22 protein-coding genes and 2 tRNA genes are annotated in these 23,671 nt (G+C 69.8%); 8 read left to right on the top strand and 16 right to left on the bottom strand.

The window, feature by feature from the left end; genetic code table 11:
• Positions 1-129: 129 nt before the first annotated feature.
• Together AB7F12_RS29975 and AB7F12_RS29970 are read left to right on the top strand one after the other, a co-directional pair.
• Positions 130-879: an XRE family transcriptional regulator gene (locus AB7F12_RS29975; protein ID WP_428500134.1), complete on the top strand. Its 750-nt coding sequence runs from the start codon at positions 130-132 to the stop codon at positions 877-879.
• Positions 880-883: 4 nt separating this feature from the next.
• Positions 884-1,366, top strand: a complete 483-nt coding sequence (locus tag AB7F12_RS29970) for an NUDIX hydrolase (RefSeq protein ID WP_428500135.1) — start codon at positions 884-886, stop codon at positions 1,364-1,366.
• Here AB7F12_RS29970 and AB7F12_RS29965 read toward each other — a convergent pair.
• The 8 genes from AB7F12_RS29965 to AB7F12_RS29930 form a co-directional block, all read right to left on the bottom strand.
• Complete coding sequence (locus AB7F12_RS29965) at positions 1,358-1,948, bottom strand: HD domain-containing protein (protein WP_428500136.1); 591 nt, start codon at positions 1,946-1,948, stop codon at positions 1,358-1,360. The two genes, AB7F12_RS29970 and AB7F12_RS29965, sit on opposite strands and share 9 nt — an antisense overlap.
• 226 nt (positions 1,949-2,174) lie before the next feature.
• Entirely contained in the window at positions 2,175-3,008 is an 834-nt protein-coding gene (locus AB7F12_RS29960) for an alpha/beta fold hydrolase (protein WP_428500137.1), read from the bottom strand.
• Positions 3,009-3,238: 230 nt separating this feature from the next.
• Entirely contained in the window at positions 3,239-3,880 is a 642-nt protein-coding gene (locus AB7F12_RS29955) for a PadR family transcriptional regulator (RefSeq protein WP_428500138.1), read from the bottom strand.
• 466 nt (positions 3,881-4,346) lie between these two features.
• Positions 4,347-5,654 carry a tyrosine-type recombinase/integrase gene (locus AB7F12_RS29950; RefSeq protein ID WP_428500139.1) on the bottom strand — a complete coding sequence of 436 codons (1,308 nt, stop codon included), beginning with the start codon at positions 5,652-5,654 and terminating at the stop codon, positions 4,347-4,349.
• Between the two features lie 113 nt (positions 5,655-5,767).
• Positions 5,768-5,843 (bottom strand) — tRNA-Arg (locus AB7F12_RS29945).
• A gap of 51 nt (positions 5,844-5,894) precedes the next feature.
• Positions 5,895-5,984: transfer RNA gene (locus AB7F12_RS29940), tRNA-Ser, on the bottom strand.
• Between the two features lie 92 nt (positions 5,985-6,076).
• On the bottom strand, positions 6,077-8,056 hold the full coding sequence (locus AB7F12_RS29935; protein ID WP_428500140.1) for an acetoacetate--CoA ligase: 1,980 nt from the start codon (positions 8,054-8,056) through the stop codon (positions 6,077-6,079).
• 36 nt (positions 8,057-8,092) lie between these two features.
• Positions 8,093-8,797 (bottom strand): dienelactone hydrolase family protein, encoded by a 705-nt coding sequence (locus AB7F12_RS29930; RefSeq protein ID WP_428500141.1) that lies wholly within the window; start codon positions 8,795-8,797, stop codon positions 8,093-8,095.
• Positions 8,798-8,854: 57 nt separating this feature from the next.
• Here AB7F12_RS29930 and AB7F12_RS29925 point away from each other — a divergent pair, with 57 nt between their 5' ends.
• Complete coding sequence (locus AB7F12_RS29925; protein WP_428500142.1) at positions 8,855-9,910, top strand: histidinol-phosphate transaminase; 1,056 nt, start codon at positions 8,855-8,857, stop codon at positions 9,908-9,910.
• 96 nt (positions 9,911-10,006) lie between these two features.
• Here the strand turns inward: AB7F12_RS29925 and AB7F12_RS29920 are convergent, their stop codons facing one another.
• The 4 genes from AB7F12_RS29920 to AB7F12_RS29905 form a co-directional block, all read right to left on the bottom strand.
• Positions 10,007-10,279, bottom strand: coding sequence for a GlsB/YeaQ/YmgE family stress response membrane protein (locus AB7F12_RS29920; protein ID WP_428500143.1), 273 nt, complete (start codon positions 10,277-10,279; stop codon positions 10,007-10,009).
• Between the two features lie 295 nt (positions 10,280-10,574).
• Positions 10,575-11,306 carry a response regulator transcription factor gene (locus AB7F12_RS29915; protein WP_428500144.1) on the bottom strand — a complete coding sequence of 244 codons (732 nt, stop codon included), beginning with the start codon at positions 11,304-11,306 and terminating at the stop codon, positions 10,575-10,577.
• 562 nt (positions 11,307-11,868) lie between these two features.
• Positions 11,869-13,902 (bottom strand): M3 family metallopeptidase, encoded by a 2,034-nt coding sequence (locus tag AB7F12_RS29910; protein ID WP_428500145.1) that lies wholly within the window; start codon positions 13,900-13,902, stop codon positions 11,869-11,871.
• Positions 13,899-15,368 (bottom strand): FAD-dependent oxidoreductase, encoded by a 1,470-nt coding sequence (locus tag AB7F12_RS29905; RefSeq protein WP_428517104.1) that lies wholly within the window; start codon positions 15,366-15,368, stop codon positions 13,899-13,901. The genes AB7F12_RS29910 and AB7F12_RS29905 overlap by 4 nt, the downstream gene beginning before the upstream one ends.
• Positions 15,369-15,386: 18 nt before the next feature.
• Here AB7F12_RS29905 and AB7F12_RS29900 point away from each other — a divergent pair, with 18 nt between their 5' ends.
• Entirely contained in the window at positions 15,387-16,637 is a 1,251-nt protein-coding gene (locus AB7F12_RS29900) for a M18 family aminopeptidase (protein ID WP_428500147.1), read from the top strand.
• A gap of 224 nt (positions 16,638-16,861) precedes the next feature.
• Here AB7F12_RS29900 and AB7F12_RS29895 read toward each other — a convergent pair whose 3' ends face one another.
• Positions 16,862-17,698 (bottom strand): GNAT family N-acetyltransferase, encoded by an 837-nt coding sequence (locus AB7F12_RS29895; RefSeq protein ID WP_428500148.1) that lies wholly within the window; start codon positions 17,696-17,698, stop codon positions 16,862-16,864.
• Positions 17,699-17,889: 191 nt separating this feature from the next.
• Between AB7F12_RS29895 and AB7F12_RS29890 the strand changes: the two genes are divergently transcribed.
• Entirely contained in the window at positions 17,890-18,489 is a 600-nt protein-coding gene (locus AB7F12_RS29890) for a hypothetical protein (RefSeq protein WP_428500149.1), read from the top strand.
• Here the strand turns inward: AB7F12_RS29890 and AB7F12_RS29885 are convergent.
• Positions 18,404-19,006 carry a 2'-5' RNA ligase family protein gene (locus tag AB7F12_RS29885; RefSeq protein WP_428500150.1) on the bottom strand — a complete coding sequence of 201 codons (603 nt, stop codon included), beginning with the start codon at positions 19,004-19,006 and terminating at the stop codon, positions 18,404-18,406. The two genes, AB7F12_RS29890 and AB7F12_RS29885, sit on opposite strands and share 86 nt — an antisense overlap.
• A gap of 32 nt (positions 19,007-19,038) precedes the next feature.
• Here AB7F12_RS29885 and AB7F12_RS29880 point away from each other — a divergent pair, with 32 nt between their 5' ends.
• Genes AB7F12_RS29880 through AB7F12_RS29870 form a run of 3 tightly spaced genes read left to right on the top strand, consistent with a single transcriptional unit; the run spans position 19,039 to position 20,364 of the window.
• A complete protein-coding gene (locus AB7F12_RS29880) occupies positions 19,039-19,362 on the top strand; it encodes a DUF6191 domain-containing protein (protein ID WP_428500151.1) in 324 nt (107 codons plus the stop codon).
• A gap of 10 nt (positions 19,363-19,372) precedes the next feature.
• On the top strand, positions 19,373-19,996 hold the full coding sequence (locus tag AB7F12_RS29875) for a glyoxalase (protein ID WP_428500152.1): 624 nt from the start codon (positions 19,373-19,375) through the stop codon (positions 19,994-19,996).
• Positions 19,993-20,364: a DUF1801 domain-containing protein gene (locus AB7F12_RS29870; protein ID WP_428500153.1), complete on the top strand. Its 372-nt coding sequence runs from the start codon at positions 19,993-19,995 to the stop codon at positions 20,362-20,364. The genes AB7F12_RS29875 and AB7F12_RS29870 overlap by 4 nt, the downstream gene beginning before the upstream one ends.
• 105 nt (positions 20,365-20,469) lie before the next feature.
• Here AB7F12_RS29870 and AB7F12_RS29865 read toward each other — a convergent pair whose 3' ends face one another.
• Both AB7F12_RS29865 and AB7F12_RS29860 read right to left on the bottom strand, forming a co-directional pair.
• Positions 20,470-20,976, bottom strand: a complete 507-nt coding sequence (locus tag AB7F12_RS29865) for a hypothetical protein (RefSeq protein ID WP_428500154.1) — start codon at positions 20,974-20,976, stop codon at positions 20,470-20,472.
• Positions 20,977-21,634: 658 nt separating this feature from the next.
• A complete protein-coding gene (locus AB7F12_RS29860) occupies positions 21,635-23,356 on the bottom strand; it encodes an ATP-binding protein (protein ID WP_428500155.1) in 1,722 nt (573 codons plus the stop codon).
• Positions 23,357-23,671: the final 315 nt, after the last annotated feature.

Genomic DNA, 23,671 nt, shown 5'->3' with positions numbered 1-23,671 from the left:
ATGGGTATGAGTTGACCGCAGACGACTGGACGCTAACACCGCACTTCAAGGGCCGTTTGCAAACGTCCCGGACGATCAAAGTTGATCGAAAACGTCCCCAGAACGTCCCGATCTGGGGATGATGGTTCCGTGCCGAACAGCCGACTCCAGGCCGCCATGCACGCGGCCAGCCTGACGATCGAGCAGATCGCTACAGAGGTGGACGTCGACCCGAAGACTGTCGAGCGCTGGGTCAACGCCAACGACCGCACCCCCCATCGCACAACCCGCCGGCGCGTGGCAACCCTCCTGCGAGTCGATGAGACCCACCTCTGGCCGAGTAACACGCGACATCACTCGACGCCGGCCGACGGTCTCGCTGAGCTCGTCCATCTCTACCCATCCCGCTCGGCAGTCCCCTTCGGACTCTGGACCGACCTCGTCCAAGGCACACGGGAGGCCATGGACGTACTCGTGTTCTCGGGCCAGTTCCTTGTCGAGCAGCACAACGCGCTGCCGATCGTGCGCGCCAAGGCCGCAGGGGGCGTCCGCTTCCGATTTCTCGTCGGAGACCACACCTCTCAAGCTGTCATCCAGCGAGCTGAAGAGGAAGGCACTACTGGTGGGCTCGAGGGCCGAGTCCAGATGATGCGGCGCTACCTCCAGGACGTCGCAGGCCTGCCCAGCGTAGAGGTCCGCACGCACGGCACCATCCTCTACAACTCCATCTACCGCTTCGACGACCAAGCGCTCATTAACGGCCATGCGTTCGGCTCGCTCGCAGGCCAGAACCCGATGCTCCACATCCGTCGCATCGACGGCGGCTCACTCTGGGAGCATTACATGCGCTCCTTCGAGCGGGTGTGGGAGATCGCCGACCCCGAACCCGCCGGAAGGTAGGCCCATGGCCCGCATCGACTACTTCGACGACCCGGCCGCGCCGGCCATAAACAGCGTCGTTCCTTCGGTGACCGTCGCCGTCCGGAACAGTGCCGGGCAGATCCTGCTGATCCACAAGATCGACAACGACTACTGGGCGCTCCCCGGCGGCGGCCACGACCCCGGCGAGAGCATCACCGACACCGCAGTGCGCGAGGTACGTGAGGAGACCGGCATCGACGTCCAGGTCACCGGGCTCGTCGGCACCTACACCGACCCTCGCCACGTCATGAAGTACGACGACGGCGAAGTCCGCCAACAGTTCTCACTCTGCTTCCACGCCGTCCCGATCGACGAGTCCGAGAAGCCCCGCGAGGACGGCACTGAGACAAAGGCCGCCGAGTGGGTCGACCCCGCCGACGTACCCGAGCTGAGCATCCACCGGTCCATGCGCATGCGGATCGAGCACGCGCTTGACGGGACCCGCAGCGAGCCGTACCTAGGCTGACCCACCCTCGAGCCGGGCCTCGGCGCGCCGCACCGACTCGCGGAGAATGGGCTCTGCCTCGAGCCAGGCCTGGTGCACTGGGTCTTCCTCGGGGTACCGGCGCAGGATCTCCGCAATCCGCTCGTCGTAGGTCAGCAACTCCCCCGCCGGCCCTGTCGTGAGGTCCGCCAGTGCGAGCGCGTCGAGCAGGGGGCCGTCGGGGAACGGGAACTCCGCCAGCTCGTCCGCAAGACCGCGCTGCTTCGCCTCGAAGCGAGCCCCCGAATGGTGGGCGACGAGATTCACGATGGCGTCAGGCCAACCTTCGATGTTCAGGTAGCGGGCGCCATCGAGGGGGTGGAAGCCGGTGCGGCCAATCTCTGGTGCGTAGCCGACGTCGTGCAGCCAGGCTGCCGCGATCAACTGATCCTGCCGAGCTGCAGGCACTGACACCATGAGCTCGGCAGCTCGCGCGGCGACCGCTTTGACATGTGACCACCGCCGACCCAGCGGCTCGACCAGCGCTCTTGAGACCCTTCGCGCCTCGGACACAACAGCCGACGCTCCCGCAGGAACCGCTGCTAGTTCATCCTCAGCACGCATGATGGATGACGCTACAGAGGCCGTGTCCAAGCAGCAGCGCCACAGCCATTGGCTGCGGAGGTTTCGTCCGACACCGCGTTGTTGGCGGGTTCTGACACCGCCGGGCACGTGTCGGTGCCGCGGATGCTGGTTTGCGTCGACACCGCTTCCGCGCCCGACGGGTGTCACGACGAAGATCTGCTTGCGCGGTGCCTAAGCGGTCTTCCCGCAGCACCTCGCGGGCCCCTCAGCGTTCGCTGCTGAAGAACCGTAGCAACAGCGGGCCAACGGTCTGTGGGTCGACGACGTGATCTGGCCCCTCGAGGTTCTCCCGTTGAGCGTGGGGCAGTAGGTCTGCGAGCTCGTCGGCCGCGCGGTCGAAGAAGTCCGAGGGCAGGCCTGCCATGTAGGGGACCGTGATCGGTCCTCCGGTGGTGACCAGGACCGGTTGGGTGACCGTTGCCAGTCGATCGGCCGGCAACTGGTAGCGGTTGAGGAAGAGGCTGTCGTGGACCAGCGTGGGCGCGAGGGCGACCGAATCCGCCCAATGCGCCGTCTGCTTGCCTGCCGCTTTCCTGGCCGCGATGTTGTCATCGGAGGCGCCGGTCATGCGCATGAACAGTTCGAGAACCTCCTCGTCTCGCCCAGCGTCGAAGGCGCGTCGGGTGTCCGCGACGTACTCCTCGAATCGCGGGCGTATGTCGTCCCCGACCGCGTAGGGCACCTCCCACACGGCGATCGTGTCGATGACTGACCCGGCCGCGGCGGCCTCCAGCGCCAACGCGCCACCAGAGGACGCCCCGAACAGGTGTGCCGAGCCACCAGCCTCCGCGATCAACGCATCCAGGTCCTCGATCTCCCGCTCCACGGCGTAGGGCTCGGTGAAGCCGCTCGCGCCGCGTCCCCGACGGGCATAGTTGTAAACCGTGAAGTGCTCGGCGAGAGCAGGTACCAGGGGAGCGTTCTCGGCTCCGTCGTCCTGTGCGCCGCCTACCAGGACGACAGCCGGGCCGCTTCCCTTCCGGTCGTAGGCGATGGTGGTGCCATCGTTTGATGTCACGCGAAAGGCCATCTCGTTCATCTCACATCCCCGTTCGAGAGGTTGTCTTAGCGCCTGAGCAGCGTGCCGACGACGGCCTCGGTGCGCGACCACCGCGCCCTTGCGATCACGGCCGCCACGATGAGAAGGGCGAGCGGCAGCCAAGGGCTCTGCTCGAGTCCTTCTCTCGATGTTGCGGACCGACTGGCTGAGCTAATCAAGTTTGACTACTTGGTAAGAGTGCAGGAGGATGGACATCTAGTCAAGGTTGATTAGAAGCGCATCTTGAGGGGATCGTGGACCGTTCGCCACGAACCCGGATCATCGGCCATGGTGTAGGCGCCCTCAGACAGTCGTTTGCTCAGGCTCTTCGCCCACTCCAGTTCGATGCGTGCGTGACCCGCCCACAGTTCGGCCTGATCGCGGACGTGTTCGGGAATGTCGGGGTTCGGGTTCTCCCACCCCTTGGCTTGCCCTACGAGCTCCGCTTCCAGGCGCGCAACCCGCTCGTTAACGTGCGCGATGGCATCTGCCCTGGTCAGCATGGGCAACATGGCGATGGACGCGTCGAGCATGGCCGGGTCGTGGGTGCGCCGCAGACCGTCGCGGACCAGTTCGACTATCTCGTCACGTCCCCGAGCTGTCGCGCGGTACAGAACGCGCTCCGGCCCAGAGTTGCCCAGCTCGGCGTGTTCGGTGAGGAGGCCATCAGCCGCCGCCTTCTTCAGCGCGTGATAAATCGAGCCGGGCTTGATCTTGGCCCAACTCTCCGCACCCCAGCTCTGCAGTTCGGACCGCACCTGGTAGCCATGCGCGCCGCCGGAGAGGTGCACGATACCGAGTACCAGGAGCTTCGTCGCCGACAGGCGCCCACCTCCGCTCAATCCTCTCGTCTCGATCGCGAGCTTTCCCATGGGTTCGATTCCTTCTCACGGTGCTGCGAACGAATTGGTAGAGACTAGTCCAGTTTGACTACTTGGTCAGAGTAGACGAGGAGGAAGGGTCTAGTCAAGGTTGACTAGACGCGCATATTGAGGTGACGGGGACCGTCGCCACGAACCCGGATCATCGGCCATGGTGTAGGCGCCCTCAGACAGTCGTTTGCTCAGGGTCTTCGCCCACTCCAGTTCGGTGCGTGCCTGTCCCGCCCACAGTTCGGCCTGATCGCGGACGTGCTCGGGGGCGTCCGTACTGGGCTGCTCCCGCCACTTGGCCTGCACTACGAGCTCCGCTTGCGCGCCCGCCAGGGTGGCGTCAATCCCACCAACACTAGGGTGCCCTCCTGGTCCGGGTGGTGTCAGCACTGACCTACAAACGGTGCTGGTGGAGACCTCCAACGCCAAGCCATCGGCTCCTGCCGCCAGGAGGCAACATGGCGCACTAGGAGATACGCAGATTCGCGACGTTGAGCGGAGTGCGGTCGCCGATCACGCGGGCGGCTTGCTGATCAGCAGAACCGACCCACGCGGCGTAGTGCCTCAGCGTCGTAGTTCCGTCCCCATGGCCGAGCCGACCAGCCACCGTGCGCAAGTCAACGCCTGCCGTCAACAGCTCAGTTGCCGAGTAGTGCCGCAGCTCCTTCAAGGTCGTGTCAATGCCGAGCCGCGCCACCAGACGGCCGTACCGCCTCGTCAACGACGCTGGGTCCCGAGGCCGGCTCATGTCAGCTACTGCCGAGAAGACCCATGTGCGATCCGTCAGATCAATGCCGAGCAACGCGAGCCGCGCCGCACTTTCCCGTCTATGGGCACGCAGCAGCTCGATCGTGGCCGCGTCGATCGACACTCGACGCATCTGGTGGCTCTTTGTGTCCTTCAGAAGCATCCCGCCCGAGGTACGCACGTAGTTCTCGTCGAGCCGGATGACGCCTGTGTCGAGGTCCAGGTCCTCCCACTGCAGAGCCACCACCTCACCGCGACGGGCCCCCAACATCGCTGACAGCCAGAGGTACAGGCCCCATTCTGAAGACGCCTCCCAGGCCGCCTCGACGATCCGAGCCATCTGCGCACTGGTCGGAGGCTTGGGCTGGGGTCGAGGCTTGGCGGGCGGTCGGACTGACGACATGGGGTTGAAGCTGATCCATCCCCATCTCACTGCGGCCGAGCACGCTCCGGACAGGATGGCGTGTATCGAGCGCACGCTCGACGCCGCGTACGGCTTACAAACGTGCGGTGTGCACCCCTCTACAGAGCAGACGTGTTTGCCCTCGGCGGCGTGCTTCTGGATGAGAGGCTTGCCGTTGCAGAGGTCGCGGCACTTCCGCAGGCGCGCGTAAAACGGCTCCAGGCGCTCGGCTGCCTCGCGAACGAAGATGATGAGCGGCACGTCGCCGACCTTCGGGCGGATGTAGAGCCGGATCTGTGCCTCGTACGTCATGCGCGTGGTGGGGTCGATCTCGTGCTGGTTCATCCAGCGGTCCAGCAACGAACCGACCGTGGCGCGAGTACGCGCGACCTTCAGGTCGTCGGCGTCAGCCAGCAGGCGCGTACGGAGTTTCTCGGCCTCCTTCTGTGCCGCTCGCTCGGAACGAACGTTGCCTGGCTGCTCGATCGGGACGCTGTCTACGAGGATGACGCGCTCGCCCGTGCTTGGGTCGTCGCCGGCCGACACACGCACCTGAAGTCTGTCGCGCATCCGGCGGATGCTGCCCCGTTGCCGCGGCTTCAGCGGCTCGTCGATCGCGGTCACAAGATCGGAAGTTAGCAACTCCCGTGGATCACATCGTGGATCATGATCTACTTCGACGGCCCTAAAACGAACTGGGCCCTGACCATACTTGCTGGTCAGGGCCCGATTTCGTGTGGTGCGCCCGAAGGGATTCGAACCCCTAACCTTCTGATCCGTAGTCAGATGCTCTATCCGTTGAGCTACGGGCGCGTGCTCTTCAATTGTAGCCGTAGCCGACCCAGGAGTCGGACCACGCCTGCGCGGAGGCTCCGGGATTTGAACCCGGGATGGGGGGTGACCCCAAACCGCATTAGCAGTGCGGCGCCATAGACCAGACTAGGCGAAGCCTCCCGGGGCCTCTCGGCCTCAGCACGGACAACTCTACACATGCCCCCGCACGGCTCCGCACACCCCCCACCCCCACGACGATCACCGGATTCCGATCATCCCGTCGCGGCCATCTCCAGGAACGGCGCGAGCGAGTCGGGGTTCTGCAGCGCGCCACGGCTCACGGCCTTGTCGGGGGCGACGCCTGCCAGGATCTTCTTGACCGGGACCTCGCACTTCTTGCCGTTCAGGGTGCGCGGGACGGCGTCGATGACGATGAAGCGGTCGGGCACGTGTCGGGGGGAGAGCTCGGTGCGCAGCGTCTTGCGCAGGCTCGCCTCGACGTCGTCGAGCGAGGTGCCGTCGGTGAGGACGAGGAAGCAGAGCAGGGCGCCCTCGTCGCGGGCTCCGAGCTCTGTGGTGTCGATCACGAGGGAGTCGGCGACGCCGTCGACGGCCTCGACGACGGCGTAGAAGTCGGCGGTGCCCATGCGGACGCCGCCGCGGTTGAGGGTGGAGTCGGAGCGGCCGTAGATGACGTAGGAGCCGCGGGGGGTGAGCCGCACCCAGTCGCCGTGGCGCCAGACGCCCGGGTAGTCCTCGAAGTAGGCCTCGTGCAGGCGGGAGCCGTCGGGGTCGTTCCAGAACATGACCGGCATGGACGGCATGGGCCGGGTCACGACGAGCTCGCCGACCTCGTCGAGCAGCTCCTGGCCCTTCTCGTCGTACGCGACGACGGCGGCCCCCAGTGCGGCGCAGGAGATCTCGCCCCGCCACACGGGGACGGTGGGGGCGCCTCCGACGAAGGCGGCGCACAGGTCGGTGCCGCCGGAGACGGACGCGATCTGCAAGTCGTCACCGACGGCGTCCCCGACCCATTCGAAGCCCTCGGGCGAGAGCGGGGCGCCCGTCGAGCCGACGGTGCGCAGCGCGGAGAGGTCGGACTCGTCGCGGGGGCGCAGGCCGGCCTTGAGGCAGGACTGGATGAACGGCGCGGACGTCCCGAAGTACTTGACGCGGTGACGGTCGGCGAGCCGCCAGAGGGCGCCGAGGTCGGGGTGGGCGGGGCTGCCGTCGAACAGGACGATCGTGATCCCGGCGAGCAGGCCGCCGATGAGGTAGTTCCACATCATCCACCCGGTGGTGGTGAACCAGAAGAAGCGGTCGCCGGGCCGGAGGTCGGACTGCAGGCGCAGGGCCTTGAGGTGTTCGAGCAGGATGCCGCCGTGGCCGTGCACGATGCCCTTGGGCAGCCCGGTCGTCCCGGAGGAGTAGAGGACCCACAGGGGGTGGCCGAACGGGACGGGCTCGAACGCGAGCGGCGCGGCGGCGGCGGTGAAGTCGGCCCAGCCGGTGGTGCCGTCCAGGGTCGCGGCCTCGTCGAGGTAGGGGACGAGGACGGTCTCGCGGACGGTCGGCAGCTGCGACTGCAGCGCGGTGACGGTGGGCCGGATGTCGAAGCGGCGTCCGTTGTAGACGTAGCCGTCGACGGCGACGAGCACGGCGGGCTCGATCTGGGCGAACCGGTCGTGGACGGCGCGGGCGCCGAAGTCCGGGGAGCACGACGACCAGATCGCGCCGAGGCTCGCGGTGGCCAGGAAGGCGACGAGGGTCTCGACGCTGTTGGGCGCCAGCGCGACGACCCGGTCGCCGCGGCCGACGCCGGCCCGGACGAGCCCTGCCCGGAAGCGGCCGACGAGGTCGCGCAGCTCGCCGTGGGTGACGACGCGTTCGACGCCGTCCTCCCGCGCGAACACGAGGGCCTCGTCGGTGTCGGCCCGGCCGGGGCCGTCGGTGAGGGCGTGCTCGGCGTAGTTCAGCGTGGCGCCGGGGAACCAGTCGGCACCGGGCATGGTGTCGGATCCGAGGGGGGCGGTGGGGGTGTCGTGGAACCGGACGCCGAAGAAGTCGGCGGCGGCGGCCCAGAAGGCCCCGACGTCGGCCACCGACCAGGCGTGCAGGGCTGCGTAGTCGGTGTCGTCGGGGAGGTCGACACCGCGCTCCTCACGCAGGAATCGGGCGAAGCGCGCGATCTCGCTCGACTCGGCCGCTACGGGCGCAGGGGACCACACGACGGCGGGGGCTCCGGTTGCCATGCCGGGAGTTTTCCCTGCGATCGGGTGGGAAACCAGTCAGCGCAGGTGTGACCCGAACCAATTCAGCATGCGCTGCCACGCTTCGGCGGCGGCTCCGGGGTCGGCGTCGAAGCGATGGCCCGTCAGCGGGAACGTGACGAGGTCGGTGGCGACGCGGGCGCTGTCGGTGGCGTCGCGCAGCTGTCCGATCTCGGGGTACTCGCCGCCCTCGGGTGGGCCGCCGTAGATGCCGAGCCACGGGCAGGTCAGCGAGGCGGCGGCGTCGAGCAGCTCGGGCAGGCCGTCGGAGGTGGGGGTGGTGACCCCGCCGCCGCCGACCGTGACCGCGGCGCCGAAGGTGCGTCTGGCCGCGACGAGCAGGGCGACGGATCCGCCGAGGTCGAAGCCGACGACGCCCATCCGGTCGGCCTGGATGTCGTGCTCGGCGAGCCAGCCGAACGCGGTGTCGGTATCGGCCATGACCTCTTCGCGGTCGAGCTTGTCGACCTGCTCCTGCACGTGCTCGTCGGAGTGCGCGGCGTCGATCTCGTCGGCGCCGTCGCGGTGGTACAGGTGGGGCGCCACGACCAGCCACCCGTCCCCCGCGATCGCGGAGACCAGGGAGCGGACGCTGTCGGTGACACCGCGTGCCTCGTGGAGCACGACGATCCCGCCGCGCACCGAGCCGTCGGGCTCCGCAACGGTCAGCCGCAGCCGACTGCCGTCGACGAGCGGGACGGTCTCCGTCCGGATCTCGGTCATGGGCGCAAGCCTGTCACGTCGATCGACAGCCCACCGGGCCGGTCTACGGTGACTCCCATGACGTTGATCCGCGCGGACCTCGACGCGCTGCCGGCCTACGTGCCCGGCCGCGCCGTCCCCGGGGCCGTGAAGCTCGCCAGCAACGAGGTCCCCCTCCCGCCGCCCGCCTCGGTACTCGCCGCGGTCGCGGAGGCCGCGGCCGGGGGCAACCGCTACCCGGATCTCGCGGTGGCGACGTTGACCGAGCGACTCGCCCGGGAGCTGGACCTGGCTCCGGAACGGGTCGCCGTCGGGTGCGGCTCGGTGAGCTTGTGCCAGCAGCTGGTGAACATCACCTGTGTGGGGCCGGCCGACGAGGTCGTCTACGCGTGGCGGTCATTCGAGGCGTACCCGATCGTGACGCAGGTGGGTGGCGCGACGTCGCGGCCGATCCCGTTGACCGACGACTTCCGGCACGATCTCGACGCGATGGCGGCCGCGGTGGGGCCGGCGACGCGGCTGGTCATGGTGTGCTCGCCGAACAACCCGACGGGCACCGTCGTCACCCGCACGGAGCTGGAGCGGTTCCTGGCCGCGGTGGGGCCGGACGTGATCGTCGCGCTCGACGAGGCGTACTACGAGTACGTGACGGCCGACGACGCCGTCGACGGGCGCGACCTGGTCGACGAGTACCCCAACCTGGTGGTGCTGCGCACGTTCTCGAAGGCGTACCGGCTGGCGGGGCTGCGGGTGGGCTACGCGTTCGGCGCGCCGGAGGTGGTGGCGGCGCTACGCAAGGTGGGGTCGCCGTTCGCGGTGAGCGTCGTGGCGCAGGCCGGGGCGATGGCGGCGCTCGAGGTGAAGGACGAGCTGCTGGCGTCGGTTCCCGAGGTCGTGTCGGAGCGGGAGCGGGTGCGGGACGCGCTGCTGGGCATGGGCTACACGGTGCCGCCGACGCAGTCGAACTTCGTGTGGCTGGCACTGGGTGACCGCACGGCGGCGTTCGCGGCGCACCACATGGACCACAAGCTGATCGTGCGGCCGTTCGCGACGGACGGGGTGCGGGTGACGGTGAGCAGCCCGCAGGAGAACGACCTGCTGCTGGCGGCGGCGGCCGCCTTCGCCGGGAACTGAGGAGCACAGACGAACGACCCGGGGACCGAGGTCCCCGGGTCGTTCTGTTCAGCGAAGCGGCGTTCAGGCGCGCCGCTCGTCGTCAGCCGCCGACCGTCAGCTCCGGACGCCGCGGCGCGCGTAGATACCCGCGACGATCCCGATGCCGATGATCGCGACGATCAGCTGGACGATGTGCTCGATCCAGTCGATACCGTTGGTGTCGGCGACACCGAAGGCGCGCGCGATCCACGTGCCGATGTAGGCCGCGATGATGCCGACCACGATCGTCAGCCACACGGGGATGTTCTGCTTGCCCGGCAGGATGAGCCGGGCCAGAACTCCGAGGACGATACCGATGATGATTGCGCCGATGATGCTACCGAGCATGTGATCCCCCGATCCGTCGTCGAGGCGCCGCCATGACGGCCGCGCAATTTCTCGTGGAACCGAGACTGACACCCCGTGCGATTTATTGCTCGCCGGACACCGCGAACAACACCGAAGTGTTATCTGTCCGTTCGAATGCCGACATCCAGGGCCCCTGGATCCGTCCGATCGGCCTGCCGACACCCACCGTTCGCCCTGAACATGTAGCGCCGGATGGCCCGTCGGTGTTTTCCGGGGACCGCGCCCGGACCACTCTGCGCCGAACGAGCAGGACCCACCCGACCCGAACGGGTGATCAGCCCTCGAGCACGTATCCCGCGCCGCGCACCGTGCGAATTCTTTCGGCCCCGATCTTGCGCCTCAGGTAGGAGATGTAGACCTGCACGAGATTCGCCGATGCGGGTTCCGTCCACACGCGTTGCGCGATCCGGTCGTGCGAGACGGTCTCCCCCGCCTCGGACACGAGCGCCATGAGGAGCGAGAACTCCGTCGGCGACAGCGCGACGGGGCGGCCGTCGACCTGGACCTCGCCGAGGTCGGGGTCGACGGCGAGGTCACCGACGCGCACGACCTTCTCCTCGATCAGCCCGCCCTGCCGCAGCCGCAGCCGGATGCGTGCGACGAGCTCGTCGACGGCGAAGGGCCGCAGGACGTAGTCGTCGCGGTCGGCGCGCAGCAGCCCGAGCAGGGAGGACCGCCGCTCGCGGGGGGTGACCCCCACGATGGGCGCGGACGAGACCTCGGCCTGCAGGGCGCCGACGACGGTCGAGACGTCGGGGCCCGGGAGCTCGACGTCGAGGACCACGAGGGCGGGCACGTCGGCGCGCGCGACGTCGAGCACGCCGATGCCGTCGTGGGCAGGCGCGACGTCGAGCCCGTCGGCGCGCAGGCTGCGCAGGACCGACGCGGTGGCCGCGGTCGCGGGCAGCGCCAGCAGAACGGTGTCCGACGTCGGCGGTGTCCGATCGGACGACCGCTGGCTCGGGACGTACGCTGACGCGCCCTCTGGGGGAGCAACAGGGAGCATCGACGACGACCCTCTCCCGTCAGCAGCAGGTAACGATCGGCTAACGAGCCGAGCGGTCGTCCTGACCTGACCAGCGGTCACCCCTGAGACACCTCTTGCTCCGATCGGAGCAAGGGATACGGAGGATGTGCGGTTAAGACGGCTCTCCGGCGCGTCCGACGGACCTGTCGGCGCGCGTGCGCAACCTCGACTCTCAGGATCGTTCCTCGACGCGGCGCGGCTTCATAGGTTCTCGGTCCATGCGACGGAAAGACCGCGCAGGCGACCGGCACGCTCCCCAACCGGCCGGTCGCGAGGACCGACCGCGGCCAACGGCTCCCATCCTCGGCCGCGAGACGTCCGTACGGATCGACGTCCCCGGGTCCGGCGCCCCAAGCGGGTCCCGGGGACTCGTCCGATCCGGCATCCACCGCAGGGTCGGCGCCCCTCCGAAGCTCCCCATCGGACGGTCGCCGACGAGGCGGTCGCCTCGGGCGGGGACGGGCGGACACGACCCCGTCCCCGCCCGCCGCCTCCCACCGGTACCGGGCGTGGTGCGCGTCCCGGCCGGGCTCGGCCCGTTTCAGAGCCCCCGGCGGGCCAGCAGCGGCGCGATCTCGGGGTCCCGTCCCCGGAAGGCGCGGTAGGCCTCCATCGGTTCGACGGCGCCGCCGCGCGACAGCAGCGCCGCGCGGAACGCGTCGCCGTTCTCGCGGCGCAGGCCGCCGTTCTCGGTGAACCACTCCACCGTGTCGGCGTCGAGGACCTCCGACCAGATGTAGGAGTAGTAGCCGGCGCTGTAGCCACCCGCGAAGACGTGGTTGAAGTAGGTGCTGCGGTACCGGGGCGGGACGGTCGCCAGGGCGATGCCGGCCTCGGCCAGGGCACGTGCCTCGAAGTCCTCGACCTCCTCGGCGGTGGGGACGTCGTCGGTGAGGGTGTGCCACGCCTGGTCGAGGACGGCCGCGGCGAGGTACTCGGTCGTCGCGAAGCCCTCGCCCCAGGCCCGGCCCGCGACCAGCTTCTCGACGAGCGCGGCCGGCATCGGCTCACCCGTCTCGTGGTGGCGGGCGTACCCGGCGAGGATCTCCGGCCACAGCGACCACATCTCGTTGACCTGCGACGGGAACTCGACGAAGTCGCGCGGCACGCTGGTGCCGGAGAACCGTGGGTGGGTGACGTCGGAGAGCAGCCCGTGCAGGGCGTGCCCGAACTCGTGGAACAGCGTCGTGACCTCGTCGAAGGTCATGAGCGTGGGCTCGCCGTCGGCGGGCTTGGCGAGGTTGAGGGTGTTCATGACGACGGGCCGCTGCCCCAGCAGCCGCGACTGCGACACCAGGGCGTTCATCCACGCGCCGCCGCGCTTGGAGTCGCGGGCGTAGAAGTCGGCGCCGTAGAGCCCGAGGGGGGCCGCGGCGGCGTCCGGGCCGTCGAAGACCTCCCACACGCGGACGTCGTCGTGGTACATCGTGAGGTCGTCGCGTTCGACGAAGCGCAGCCCGTAGAGGGCGCCGGCGGCGCGGAAGACGCCGTCGCGCAGGACGCGGTCGAGCTCCAGGTAGGGGCGCAGGGCGGCGGTGTCGACGGCGAAGCGCTCCTTGCGGACACGTTCGGCGTGGAACGACCAGTCCCACGGCTGCAGCGGCTCGCCACCCGCGGCCTCCTGCAGCTCCGCGGCTTCGGCCCGGGCGTTGGCGACGGCGGGCGGGACGAGCTCGGCGAGCAGCCCGCGGACGGCGTCGACGGAGCCTGCGGTGCTGTCGGCGGCGACGTAGGAGGCGTGGTCGCGGAACCCCAACAGCTGCGCCCTTTCGGCGCGCAGCGCGGCGAGCTCGGCGAGGATCGCGCGGGTGTCGTGCTCGCCGCCGCAGGCGCCGCGCCGGGTGGAGGCCCGGAACAGCTCCTCGCGCAGCGACCGGTCGGTCAGCGACGCCAGTGCGGGCTGGTTCGTCGGCAGCACGAGCGTCAGCAGGTGCCCGTCCTTCCCCCGCGCCGCGGCTGCCCCCGCCGCGGCCGAGACCGCGCCGGGCGACAGGCCGGCGAGGCGTGCCGGGTCCTCGACGAGGACGGCCGAGGCGTTGGTGTCGGCGAGCAGGTGGCTGCCGAAGGCCGTCGACAGCGTGGAGATGCGGGCGTTGAGCTCGCGCAGCCTGCTCTGGGCGGCCTCGTCGAGCTCGGCCCCGTCGCGGACGGCCGCGTCGACGATCTTCTCCAGCAGCCGCCGCTCCTCCGGGTCCAGGCCCAGCGAGTCACGACGGTCGTGCAGGTCGCGCAGCCGGGCGACCAGCCGGGGGTCCAGCGCGATCGCGTCGCGGTGTGCGGCCAGCTTCGGCGCGATCTCGGCCTGCAGCGCCTCGATGGTCGCGTTGGTGTGGGCGCTCGCCCGGCTGAAGAACACCGTCGACACCCGGTCGAGGATGCGCCCCGACCGCTCCAGCGCCGCGACGGTGTTGTCGAACGTGGCCTGCTCCGGGTTCGTGACGATGGCCTCGATTTCGGCGCGTTGCTCGGCCATGCCGGCGTCGAACGCGGGGGCGTAGTGCGCGTCGGCGATGCGCTGGTAGTCGGGCAGCTGGTAGGGCAGGTCGCTCTCGCGCAGGAACGGGTTGTCGCTCACCCGTCCCAACGTAGCGTCGCGGCACGCTCCCCCAGCATGATCGCGCTGGCGGCGGGCCCCCTTCGAGGGACGGCGGGGAACACCGAGGTGTCGACGACGCGCAGCCCCTGGGTGCCGCGGACCCGCAGCTCGGGGTCGCACACCGGGCCGATCGCGGCGGTTCCGGACAGGTGCGACGACGAGGTCAGGTGGTCGCGGATCCAGCCGTCGAGCCGGGTGTCGTTGCCCAGGACCCAGCCCTCCGGTTCGACGCGGGTGCCGAGGCCGGCGCGGAGCAGGTCCGCGGCGATCCGGACGGCGGCGCGCAGCCGGCGGCGGTCGGCTTCGGTGCGCAGGTAGCGGTGCTGTGTCGTCGACGGGGTGAGCAGCCCGCTGCGTTCGGGGCGCTGCAGCGCGCACATCAGGTGCAGCGGCCCGCCGGGGGTGAACGGCCGTGTGAACAGCAGCAGCTCCAGGTCGCCCGCGGGGTCGGCTCCGGAGTCGACGTGCAGCGCGACCTGCGCGGTGACGGCGTGCGGGTGCGGCTCCGCGGTCTCGTGGGGCCGGAAGGGCAGGAAGACGGCCGGGTGGTCGGAGAACCCGATGCCGACCGGCAGGTCGTGGCGGACACGGATGCCGGCCTCCCGCAGGGCGTCGCCGGGCCCGATGCCGGCCCGCATCAGCAGCCGCGGCGTCGCGAGGGCGCCGGCGGCGAGGACGACCTCGCCGGCCTCGATCGGGCCGGACGCGGTCCGCACGCCGACGGCGCGCAAGCGGTCCAGCTCGATGCCGGTCACCGGTGTGTCGGTGCGGACGGTCAGCCCACCCCCGAGATGCACATGAGCGTCGTCGGCCGGCCGGAGCACCGCGCTGGTGCGCATCTCGGCGTGCTGCGCGCGCAGGTAGGCGTCGGCGGCGCTGATCCGGACGCCGTCGACGGCGTTGGACGGGACGAGACCCGCGCCGGGTGGGCCGCCCGCGTTCTTGTCCTCCTCCGGAGGGAAACCCAACGCGGCCGCTGCGGCGAGGAACGGCTCCGTGGTCGGGGCCGTCAGGGCCCCGGCGGGCCGGCGCACCGGGACCGGGCCGGCGTCGCCGTGCTCCGGGGACGAGAAGTCGAGGTCGTGCTCGCTGCGCACGTAGAACGGCAGTGCCTCGGCGTAAGACAGGCCCGGCACACCCCAGCCGTCGAGGTCGGCCCGGGTCGCGCGGACGAAGTAGGCGCCGTTGATCGCGCTCGACCCGCCCAGGACCCGCCCGCGGGGCAGCACGGCGTGCACGCCGCGCGCCAGTTCGGCCTCGTAGCCCCAGTTCAGCGGATGGCCGGGGACCGTCGCGGCCAGGGACGACACGTCGGGGAACCCGGTCCCCGGTCCGGCCTCCAGCAGCAGCACCCGTCGCGACGGCTCCTCCGCCAACCGCGCGGCCAGCACACAACCCGCGCTGCCGCCCCCGACGACGACCACGTCGAACCGTTCACCAGACACGAGGGCAGGATGCATGACGTGGCCGACCTCGCGCTGGACCTCGCCGACTTCATCTCCGCGAGCCCGACCCCGTACCACGCGGTGGCCGAGGCCGTGGCCCGGCTGACCGCCGCCGGGTTCACCGAGCAGGCGGAGACCGCCGAATGGGACACCACTCCCGGGGGGCGCTACCTGGTGCGGGACGGGACGCTGCTGGCCTGGTGGCAGCGCGCGGACGTGTCCCCGTTGCGGATCTTCGCCGCCCACACCGACTCCCCCACGCTCAAGGTCAAGCCGCTGCCCGACACCGGCGCGGGCGGCTGGCGGCAGGTCGCCGTCGAGGTCTACGGCGGTGCGCTGTGGAACTCGTGGCTCGACCGCGACCTGGGCCTGGCCGGCCGGCTCTCCCGCTACGACGGCACGTCGGTGCTGGTCAACGTGGCGCGGCCGCTGCTGCGCGTCCCCCAGCTGGCGATCCACCTCGACCGGTCGGTCAACCAGGGCCTCACGCTCGACCCGCAGCAGAACCTGCTGCCGATCTGGGGCCTCGGCTCCCCCGACGAGGGTGACCTCATGCGGTTCCTCGCCGGCGTCGCCGACGTCGACGCCGGGGAGATCGCCGCCCACGACCTCGTCGTCCACGACCTCACCCCGCCCGCCCGCCTCGGCGAACACGGCGAGCTCCTGGCCGCGCCCCGGCTCGACAACCTGTCGTCGGTGCACGCCGGCATCACCGCGCTCGTCGCCGCGGCCGAGCGCGACCCGTCGACGACACCCGTCTTCGTCGGGTTCGACCACGAGGAGATCGGCAGCGCCACCGCCACCGGCGCCGCCGGGCCCCTGCTGGAGACGCTGCTCACCCACCTCGCCGGCGGATTCGACGCCCGCTCCCGCGTGTTCGCCGCGTCCCGGGCGCTGTCGTGCGACGTCACCCACGCCGCCCACCCCAACTACCTGCACCTGCACGACCCCGGCCACCGCGCCCTGCCCAACCAGGGCCCGTCGCTGAAGGTCAACGCCAACCAGCGCTACGCCACCGACGCCCCCGGCGCCGCCGCGTGGCAGCGCGCCTGCCGCACCGCGGGCGTCGGATCGCAGTTCTTCGTCGGCAGGAACACCGTGCCGTGCGGGTCGACCGTCGGCCCGATCATCGCGACGCGGCTCGGCATCCGGACCGTCGATGTCGGCATCCCCGTGCTGTCGATGCACTCCGCACGCGAACTCTGCGGTGTGGACGACCCCGCGCATCTCGTCGCCGCCGCCACCGAATTCCTCACCGACGCGGCCTGACCGGAATTCAGTTCACATCGACGAATACCCGGGTGAATTCCCCGCGGCGGCGCGGGTGAATTCGCCGACACGCCGGACCACCCGTGCGGCGTGCACTCATTCGAGCGAATGCGCCGTTTCCCCGGTCCCGCCACGTCGTTGATCCACACGGTGGCGGCGAGACCGGAGGGGAGCCCCTCGCTGCTGCCCCACAACGTTGCAGGACAGCGGCCCGCTGGGACCGCTCACCCCTTGACCAGCACCGCTCGCGTGTACAGCAGGTCGAAGTGCTGGCGCTGCACGTTGTTCTGCGACGTCGAGCCGCCCTGCGTCGTGACGACGGCGACGTCGCAGCCCGCGGCGACGACGTCGGCCAGCCGGGCCGCGAGCAACGCCGCCTGCACACCGCGCCGGCGCTGCGCCGGGATCGTCGCCGCCCCCGTCATCTGCGCGACGCCGTCGACGACCCGCACGCTCGCCCCACCGGCGGCCGTCCCCCCGACCCAGGCCAGGTAGCGCGCCGCACCCGACGCCGCCATGTCCCGCATCGCGGCCGCGAGCACCTCACGCGGGAACGACTCGTGCGACACGACGCCCTTCACGTCGGGCGTGGCGATCCCCTCGCTGAGGACGTCGACCCACAGGTCGAACTCCTCGTCACCGCTCCTGCGCACGTCGACCCCGCCGGGCGCGACCGGCAGCGGGAGATCCGCCAGGGCACGCCCGAGGACGTTCTCGAAGCCCACCAGCCGGTAGCCGCGCGCGGTGAGCGCCGCACCGATGTCCGGGTCGGCGAGGTGGGCCAGCTCGACCTGCACGGGCGCGCCCCGGCGCGCGAACTCGTCCTCGATGCGGTCCAGCTCCGCCGGCGTGGGCGTGCCCGCGAAACCCAGACCGGCGACCTTGTTCAACGGCGACCCGACGTCGGCGAACGCCGCGACCCCACCCGCCACGGGGATCACGAACCCGTCGCCGCGCGCGCCGGCCGCCTCCGCACCGGCCGCGACGAGACCGGCCTCGGCCGCCTCGATGCGGTGCGCCAGCGCGAGATCGCAGAACAGGCTCTGCCGGGGCACGGTCATCGCCGCTCGCTCTCTGCTCGGGGTCGCCCGACACGGTGCCCGACCTCGCGCGCCGCGCTCAACCGGTTTCGGGCCCGGCGGTGCGCAGCCCGATCGGCTGAGCGGACCAATTTGAGACACCATGAGGACCCGCCGTCGTGCAGGGTGAACCCTCTGATCACCGGGGACGCCGGCGTCGACGAGGAGGTCGCATGATGCGCGAGGCTGAACTCTTCGTGACGGCGGAACAGGTCGCGGTGTGGGTACTTGGCCGGGTCGGCCGAGAGCACCGGACCACCACGGTGCCGCCGCCCTTCGGCCTCCCCGACGGCACACCCGTCACCGTCGCGTCCGTGATCCGCGACCACGCACGCGACGACGCCACCGTCCCCGACCTGCTCGCGGGCGGCGAACCCGGCACCGAGGACCCCTTCGCCGGCGGCGACAACGACCGCGAGGCCGTGCTCGCGCGGCTCGCCCAGGAGTCTGTGGCCGCCGCGTCGAAAGCCACCGACCCCGCCGCGATCGTCCACTCCCGGCACGGCGACGTCACCGTCGCCGACTACCTGCTGCGCCAGACCGTCCTGCGGGCCGTCACCGCGCACGAGGTCGCCGTGTTCAGCGGGTCCGTCTGCCCCCTCACCGAGGCGTTCTCCCGAAGCCTGTGGGAGCTCACCGAGCCGCGGGCGGACCACTGGCGCGAGGTCGGCCTCTTCGGCCCGGCACTCACCCCCGTGCCCGCCGACGTGTCCTGGCGCGACCGCTTCCTGATGTCGGCCGGGCGGGACCCGCACCCGCTGTGGGACCGCTGACCTCCGCCTTCCCGAACGGCACCCGGGCCAGCTCCTCCCACGGCCCGTCCAGGTAGCGCCACAGCGCCAGCCCCGTCGCCGACACGTCCGACGGCGTGAACTCCCCCCGCAACGCGTCGTGCAGCGCCCGCGCCCGCTCCGGCTCCACCTTGTTCTGGACGGTCACGTGCAGGTCCGCGCCCTTCGCGCGGTCCTGCGCCGACAGCCACGGCTCCCACCGCTGCGCCAGACCCGACCGCGCCCGGGTCAACACCGGCGACCGCAGCACGAACGCCACCCCGTGCCCCATGAACCGCAGACCCGACACCCGCACCGGAACCTCGGCCCCCACCCGCTCGGCGACCACCCCCAAGTCGTCCTCCACCTCGCGCCGATGCTCCCCCGGCAAGGCGTGGAACAACGTCACGTGCGCGGCCAGGTGGTTGCGCTCGGGTGGGAAATGCTTGCGCCGCAACGCATCGAACCGCTCCTGGGCCGCGTCGTCGAGCACCGCCGTGACGATCAGCGCATCGGCCATAGTCCGAACGGTAGCCCCTACACTCCTCCCGCATGGGCCAGATCTGGGCACTCGCCGTCGCCGGCGTCATCCTGCTGCTCATGGGCCTCGTCGTCGCCGACCACGTCGGTCACGAGGTCGACGGCCGCAGCCGGCTGCCGTGGCGGCGCCACCGGACCACCCGCGTCACCCTCGCCTCCGGTCTCGACCAGGTCACCGCACTCTTCTACGCCACCAAGCACCACGAGCTCGACCAGCGCAGCACCGAGATCATGCTCCGCGAGGAGACCCCCGACGGCGCGCCCCCGGCCTTCACGATCCGGCTGCCCGACCATCCGTCAGGAATCGAGAAGCAGCGGGAGCGGCCCCGCTCCTAGCGTCCTCCCCATGACACGCATCGCCTCCCTCACCGTCCAGACCGCCGACGTCGCCCGCTCCCGGGCCTTCTGGTCCACGCTCGGCCTCGCCCACCTCGTCGACGTCGCACACACCGACGAGCCCTCCACCGGGTTCCGCGGCGTCACCGTCTCCCTCGTCGTCGCCGGACCCGCCACCGCACTGGCACTCGTCGACGCCGCGACCGCCGCCGGGGCCACCGTCCTCAAGCCCGCGACCAGGTCGTTCTGGGGCTTCGGTGGCGTCGTCCAGGCACCCGACGGCACGATCGTCAAGATCGCCTCGTCGTCGAAGAAGGACACCGGCCCCGCCACCCGCGACATCGACTCCGTCGTCGTCCTCCTCGGCTGCGACGACGTCGCCGCCACCCGCCGGTTCTACGTCGACAACGGCCTGACCGTCGGCAAGAGCTTCGGTCGCAAGTACGTCGAGTTCCGGATGGACGACAGCCCGATCACGCTCGGGCTCTACGGCCGCAAGGCCCTCGCAAAGGACGCCGGCGTCCCCGCCGACGGCACCGGCTCCCACCGCATCGTCATCGGCGGCGACGTCGGCGACCTCACCGATCCCGACGGATTCCGCTGGCACGCCGCGACCCACTCCACGAAGGCATGACCGCCGTGGACGCCGCCGCCCGGATCGACGCGCTCATCGCCGACCACCCCGACTGGCGCGGCTCCGTCCTCGCCGCCGCCCGCACGGTCATCGTCGAGGTCGACCCCGGCGTCGTCGAGGCCTGGAAGTACATGGGCTCGCCCTGCTGGGACCTCGACGGCCCCCTGATCGTCGGCGACATCTTCAAGGCCAAGGTCAAGCTGGGCTTCGTGTACGGCGCCTCGCTCGACGACCCCACCGGCCTGTTCAACGGGGAGCTCGGCGGGAAACAGCGCCGCTCCTACGAGCTGTACGAGGGCGACACCCTCGACGAAGCCGGGCTCGCCGCCCTCGTCCGCGCCGCGATCGCCCGCAACCGCGCCGCGTAGCACCGGGGGCCCGGGCGTGCCCGACCGCGACCTGCGCACGCAGAAATCTCGGCGACCCCTGACGAGGTCGCCGAGACTCGTGCCGACGCGGTGTACGAGCCCGACTCAGTGGGTCGCCGCCTGGGCGATGTCGTTCGTGCAGTGCAGGCGCAGCTTGTACTCGCCCGTGCCGAGCGTCCAGTTGGTCGCGCTGGAGTCCAACGGGCCGTCCTTGGTGCCGATGATCAGGCTGTTGTTCGGGTTGGTCGGGTTCGGCACCAGGTTCCAGCCGGTGATCGAGACGCCGACCGGAGCCAGCCGCCCCGGGAACCAGCCACCGATGATCGCCTCCACCCCCGCCGGGAGCGTCACGAAGTCGGGGGCGTACTTCTCCTTGATCAGATAGGGATGATCCGCCGGACACGTGGCCGCGGGGATCACCTCACTGGCCAACGGCGCGAGCTTCCGCCACGCCGTGTCGACCTCGATCGTGGACGGTGTCTCCGACGCGGACGGGCTCGCCTGCGCCGCGGTCGCCCCCAGCACGCCGGCCACGGCGACCCCGAGCGCGACGAGTGCGGTGCGGCGGAGCCAACTGCGGCGGGCGGGGCTGGGCGGGGCCTGGTTCGTCATGACTTCTCCCTGTGTCGTCCGGAGTCCGCCTGGCCGGCGGCCTCTCGGGGTGAGAGAACAGTCGCGTGTCCTGGCCCTCCCCATCGCCGGCCGACCGAACCACCCGGCGGACGACAGCCGTGTCCACCGATCGGCCGCCGGCCCCGCCGGCGAGCTCCGGGGACGCCACGGAGACCAGCGCGGACCGCATCGCACGCGGTGAACCAGGGGTGGGTACTCGAGCCGTCGGGCGGACCGTCCACGGCGAGTCGAACTGGCGGAAGCGGAGGGATTCGAACCCCCGGACCCTTTCGGGACTCTCGCTTTCAAGGTGCGCTGGCGCCCTGGTCCCGTCGCTGCCTGGCTGCTCGGGCGTTCATCGGCGTCCTTCGGCGGACAGACTGAACGGGATGGGTTGCAGCACAGGTTGCTGTCTAATGCCACGGCGCCGGTGTGGTCCTTGCACCCTCACCCCCGCCCTGGAGCGCCGTCCCGTCGACCTGGCGCAGCCCGACCGCGCGGCCGCTCGTGGGCGGCCCTCAACGCAACCGCCAGCCGACCTACGCAGGTTCCGCCCGCGAGTGGCCGCGTGGTAGCCCTCAGGGAGGTCGTCGGGACGGCGCGGGCCCCGTCCTGGAGACCTGCCCGCCCGGCGAGGGCTCGCGCCTGTCCTACCCAGCTACCGCAAACTTGCACCCCGCGAGCTATCGGTCAGGCTGTAGACACTTCCGCGGCGTCCTCGCCCTCCCTTCATCTCCACTTTCCCAGCCTCACGCAGTGACTGAAGAGCGTATTGGGCTTGTCTTCTGGTTAGGCCCGTCTCATCTTGGATGTCTCGCCGACTAAGGGCGCCATCCTTCAGCGCATCCAGCACGGCTGCCTCACTATCGGGAGTGCTTTCATCGTCACCGAGCAACGAAAGTTGACCCGTGAGCGTCTGGTTCAGTAGGTAGATGCGTCCCCCACGCTCGCCCTCCGCCTGAGCAAGTTCTGCGTCTACCAGTTCGGAAAGAAGCCTAGTTGCATCTCGCGAATCCATCGGGAAGTTCTCGCGAAGCGACTTGTTCGTAAACACTTCGCCATGCCTCATGCGACTCAAAGCATGCCTCTGAGTGTCACTCAGCGATATACCCTTCGTCACACGCGCGAGCCACTCCAGATCATCGGCAGACAGGAGCGCGTGGTTCGGCACTCTAACGCTAAACTTAATTCCCTGATCATGGAATCGCGGCGCTACCATCCCAGCATCCGCTAGAGTTCGGAGAACCGTAGGAATACCTGTCGCTAGAGCTTCAACTACTCTATTACCACTGAGGGACCGTACATACTGGCAGATTCGCACGAGATAGCTGTTCCTGGCTGACGTCACACCAGTCTTACCAAGCCGCTCGACGGTTATTCCGTACAATCCGCCGGGGTTCGATATAATCATCTGCTCCCCGGTCATCCGCAGCGTGATCGCCTCGCCTAGAGCGTATGGGCCCAGGTCGCGGTGCATCAATGCGTTCGACAGCAGCTCGCGCACCGCCACCAGCGGATATTCGGGCTCGTCTCGACCGCTGCCATCCTCCGAGAACCTGATGCGCGTCCTGGAGTTGCGCGCAACCCATCGCACTGCCTCGTCAAGCATGATTGGGATTGGACCGTCGAAGCGCCGGGCATCCGCAACACGCGTCCCCGGAGCATCGCCGGGCAGCGGATCCGCACTAGCCTGGATTACAAGATTTGGAAAGAATTGCTGCGGATACAAACCCAGGGAGAGGATGCCTGCCACGCTAGGGGCCTTGTCCGCACCAACTAACGCTCCTGTGCGAAACAAGACATCGACAGGATCGAATCGCTGCAGGGCTGGCGATGCTTCCTTTGCTGTTCGAACATAAATGTCAACTAGGTCAGGATCCAGATCCGCTATCGTCGCGGCCACAACTGCGTCCTGATCGAATCTTGGCGCTGCGCGATTCGCAATGAATGCCTGCACCTCCAGATCTGATAAAGCATAGTCGCCATCATATGATCGGAGATATGCACGGCCGGACGCCTTCACTTTGCAAGGCTTGCCAGACGCCGGCAATTCGTTGACCGTCGCAACTACAATCTGCACCCGCTCGAACTCGAAAGATTCGACGGATAGTGTAAGTGGCGGCTCTACTGCATTGCGCGCCGCAGCCGCGACGGCCTGCTTGCACTCCGCCACGTCGTAGACACCAACAGCCTCGAACGCCCCCTGCTCATCGAGACCGAAGACGAGCAGACCTCCTCCGGGCGTGTTGCCGAATGCCGACAGGGTGGGGGCTACGTTCTGCGGGTAGCCCCCCGAAGCTCGCTTGACCTCGATCTCGGCCACATCGCTGCCCTCCGCCCGGAGGTCGGCGACCATGATGGCGAGGTCCTGTGCGTCCACCCGCGCAAATGTACATGGTCCAATCTCACGGGCGTGCATTTCGATGTGCATTTGGCCTTTGGGGTGGTCCTGTCGGCTGCCCGGCGGCTGCGCGGGGACCGGCCGGAGGCCGCAGCCCCGCGCAGCCAGCGCCGGAGGTGCCCTTGATCAGGTAGAGAAAATGTGAACCCCGCACGCTCCATGTCCGGTGTCGGGTCTCGGCTGATGCTTGACGTTCCGGTCTCACCTGATGCTTGACGTCCGGGCCTGATCGGCTTTCCTGCTCCTCGTCCTCGTGACGACGGTGGCGGGAGGCCGGGAATGGCCCTGGTGGAC

The sequence above is a fragment of the Pseudonocardia sp. genome, from assembly GCF_050250275.1.
Taxonomy (GTDB): Bacteria; Actinomycetota; Actinomycetes; order Mycobacteriales; family Pseudonocardiaceae; genus Pseudonocardia.
Note: the sequence above shows the minus strand (reverse complement) of the source record. Positions and strands in the feature narration are given on the sequence as shown.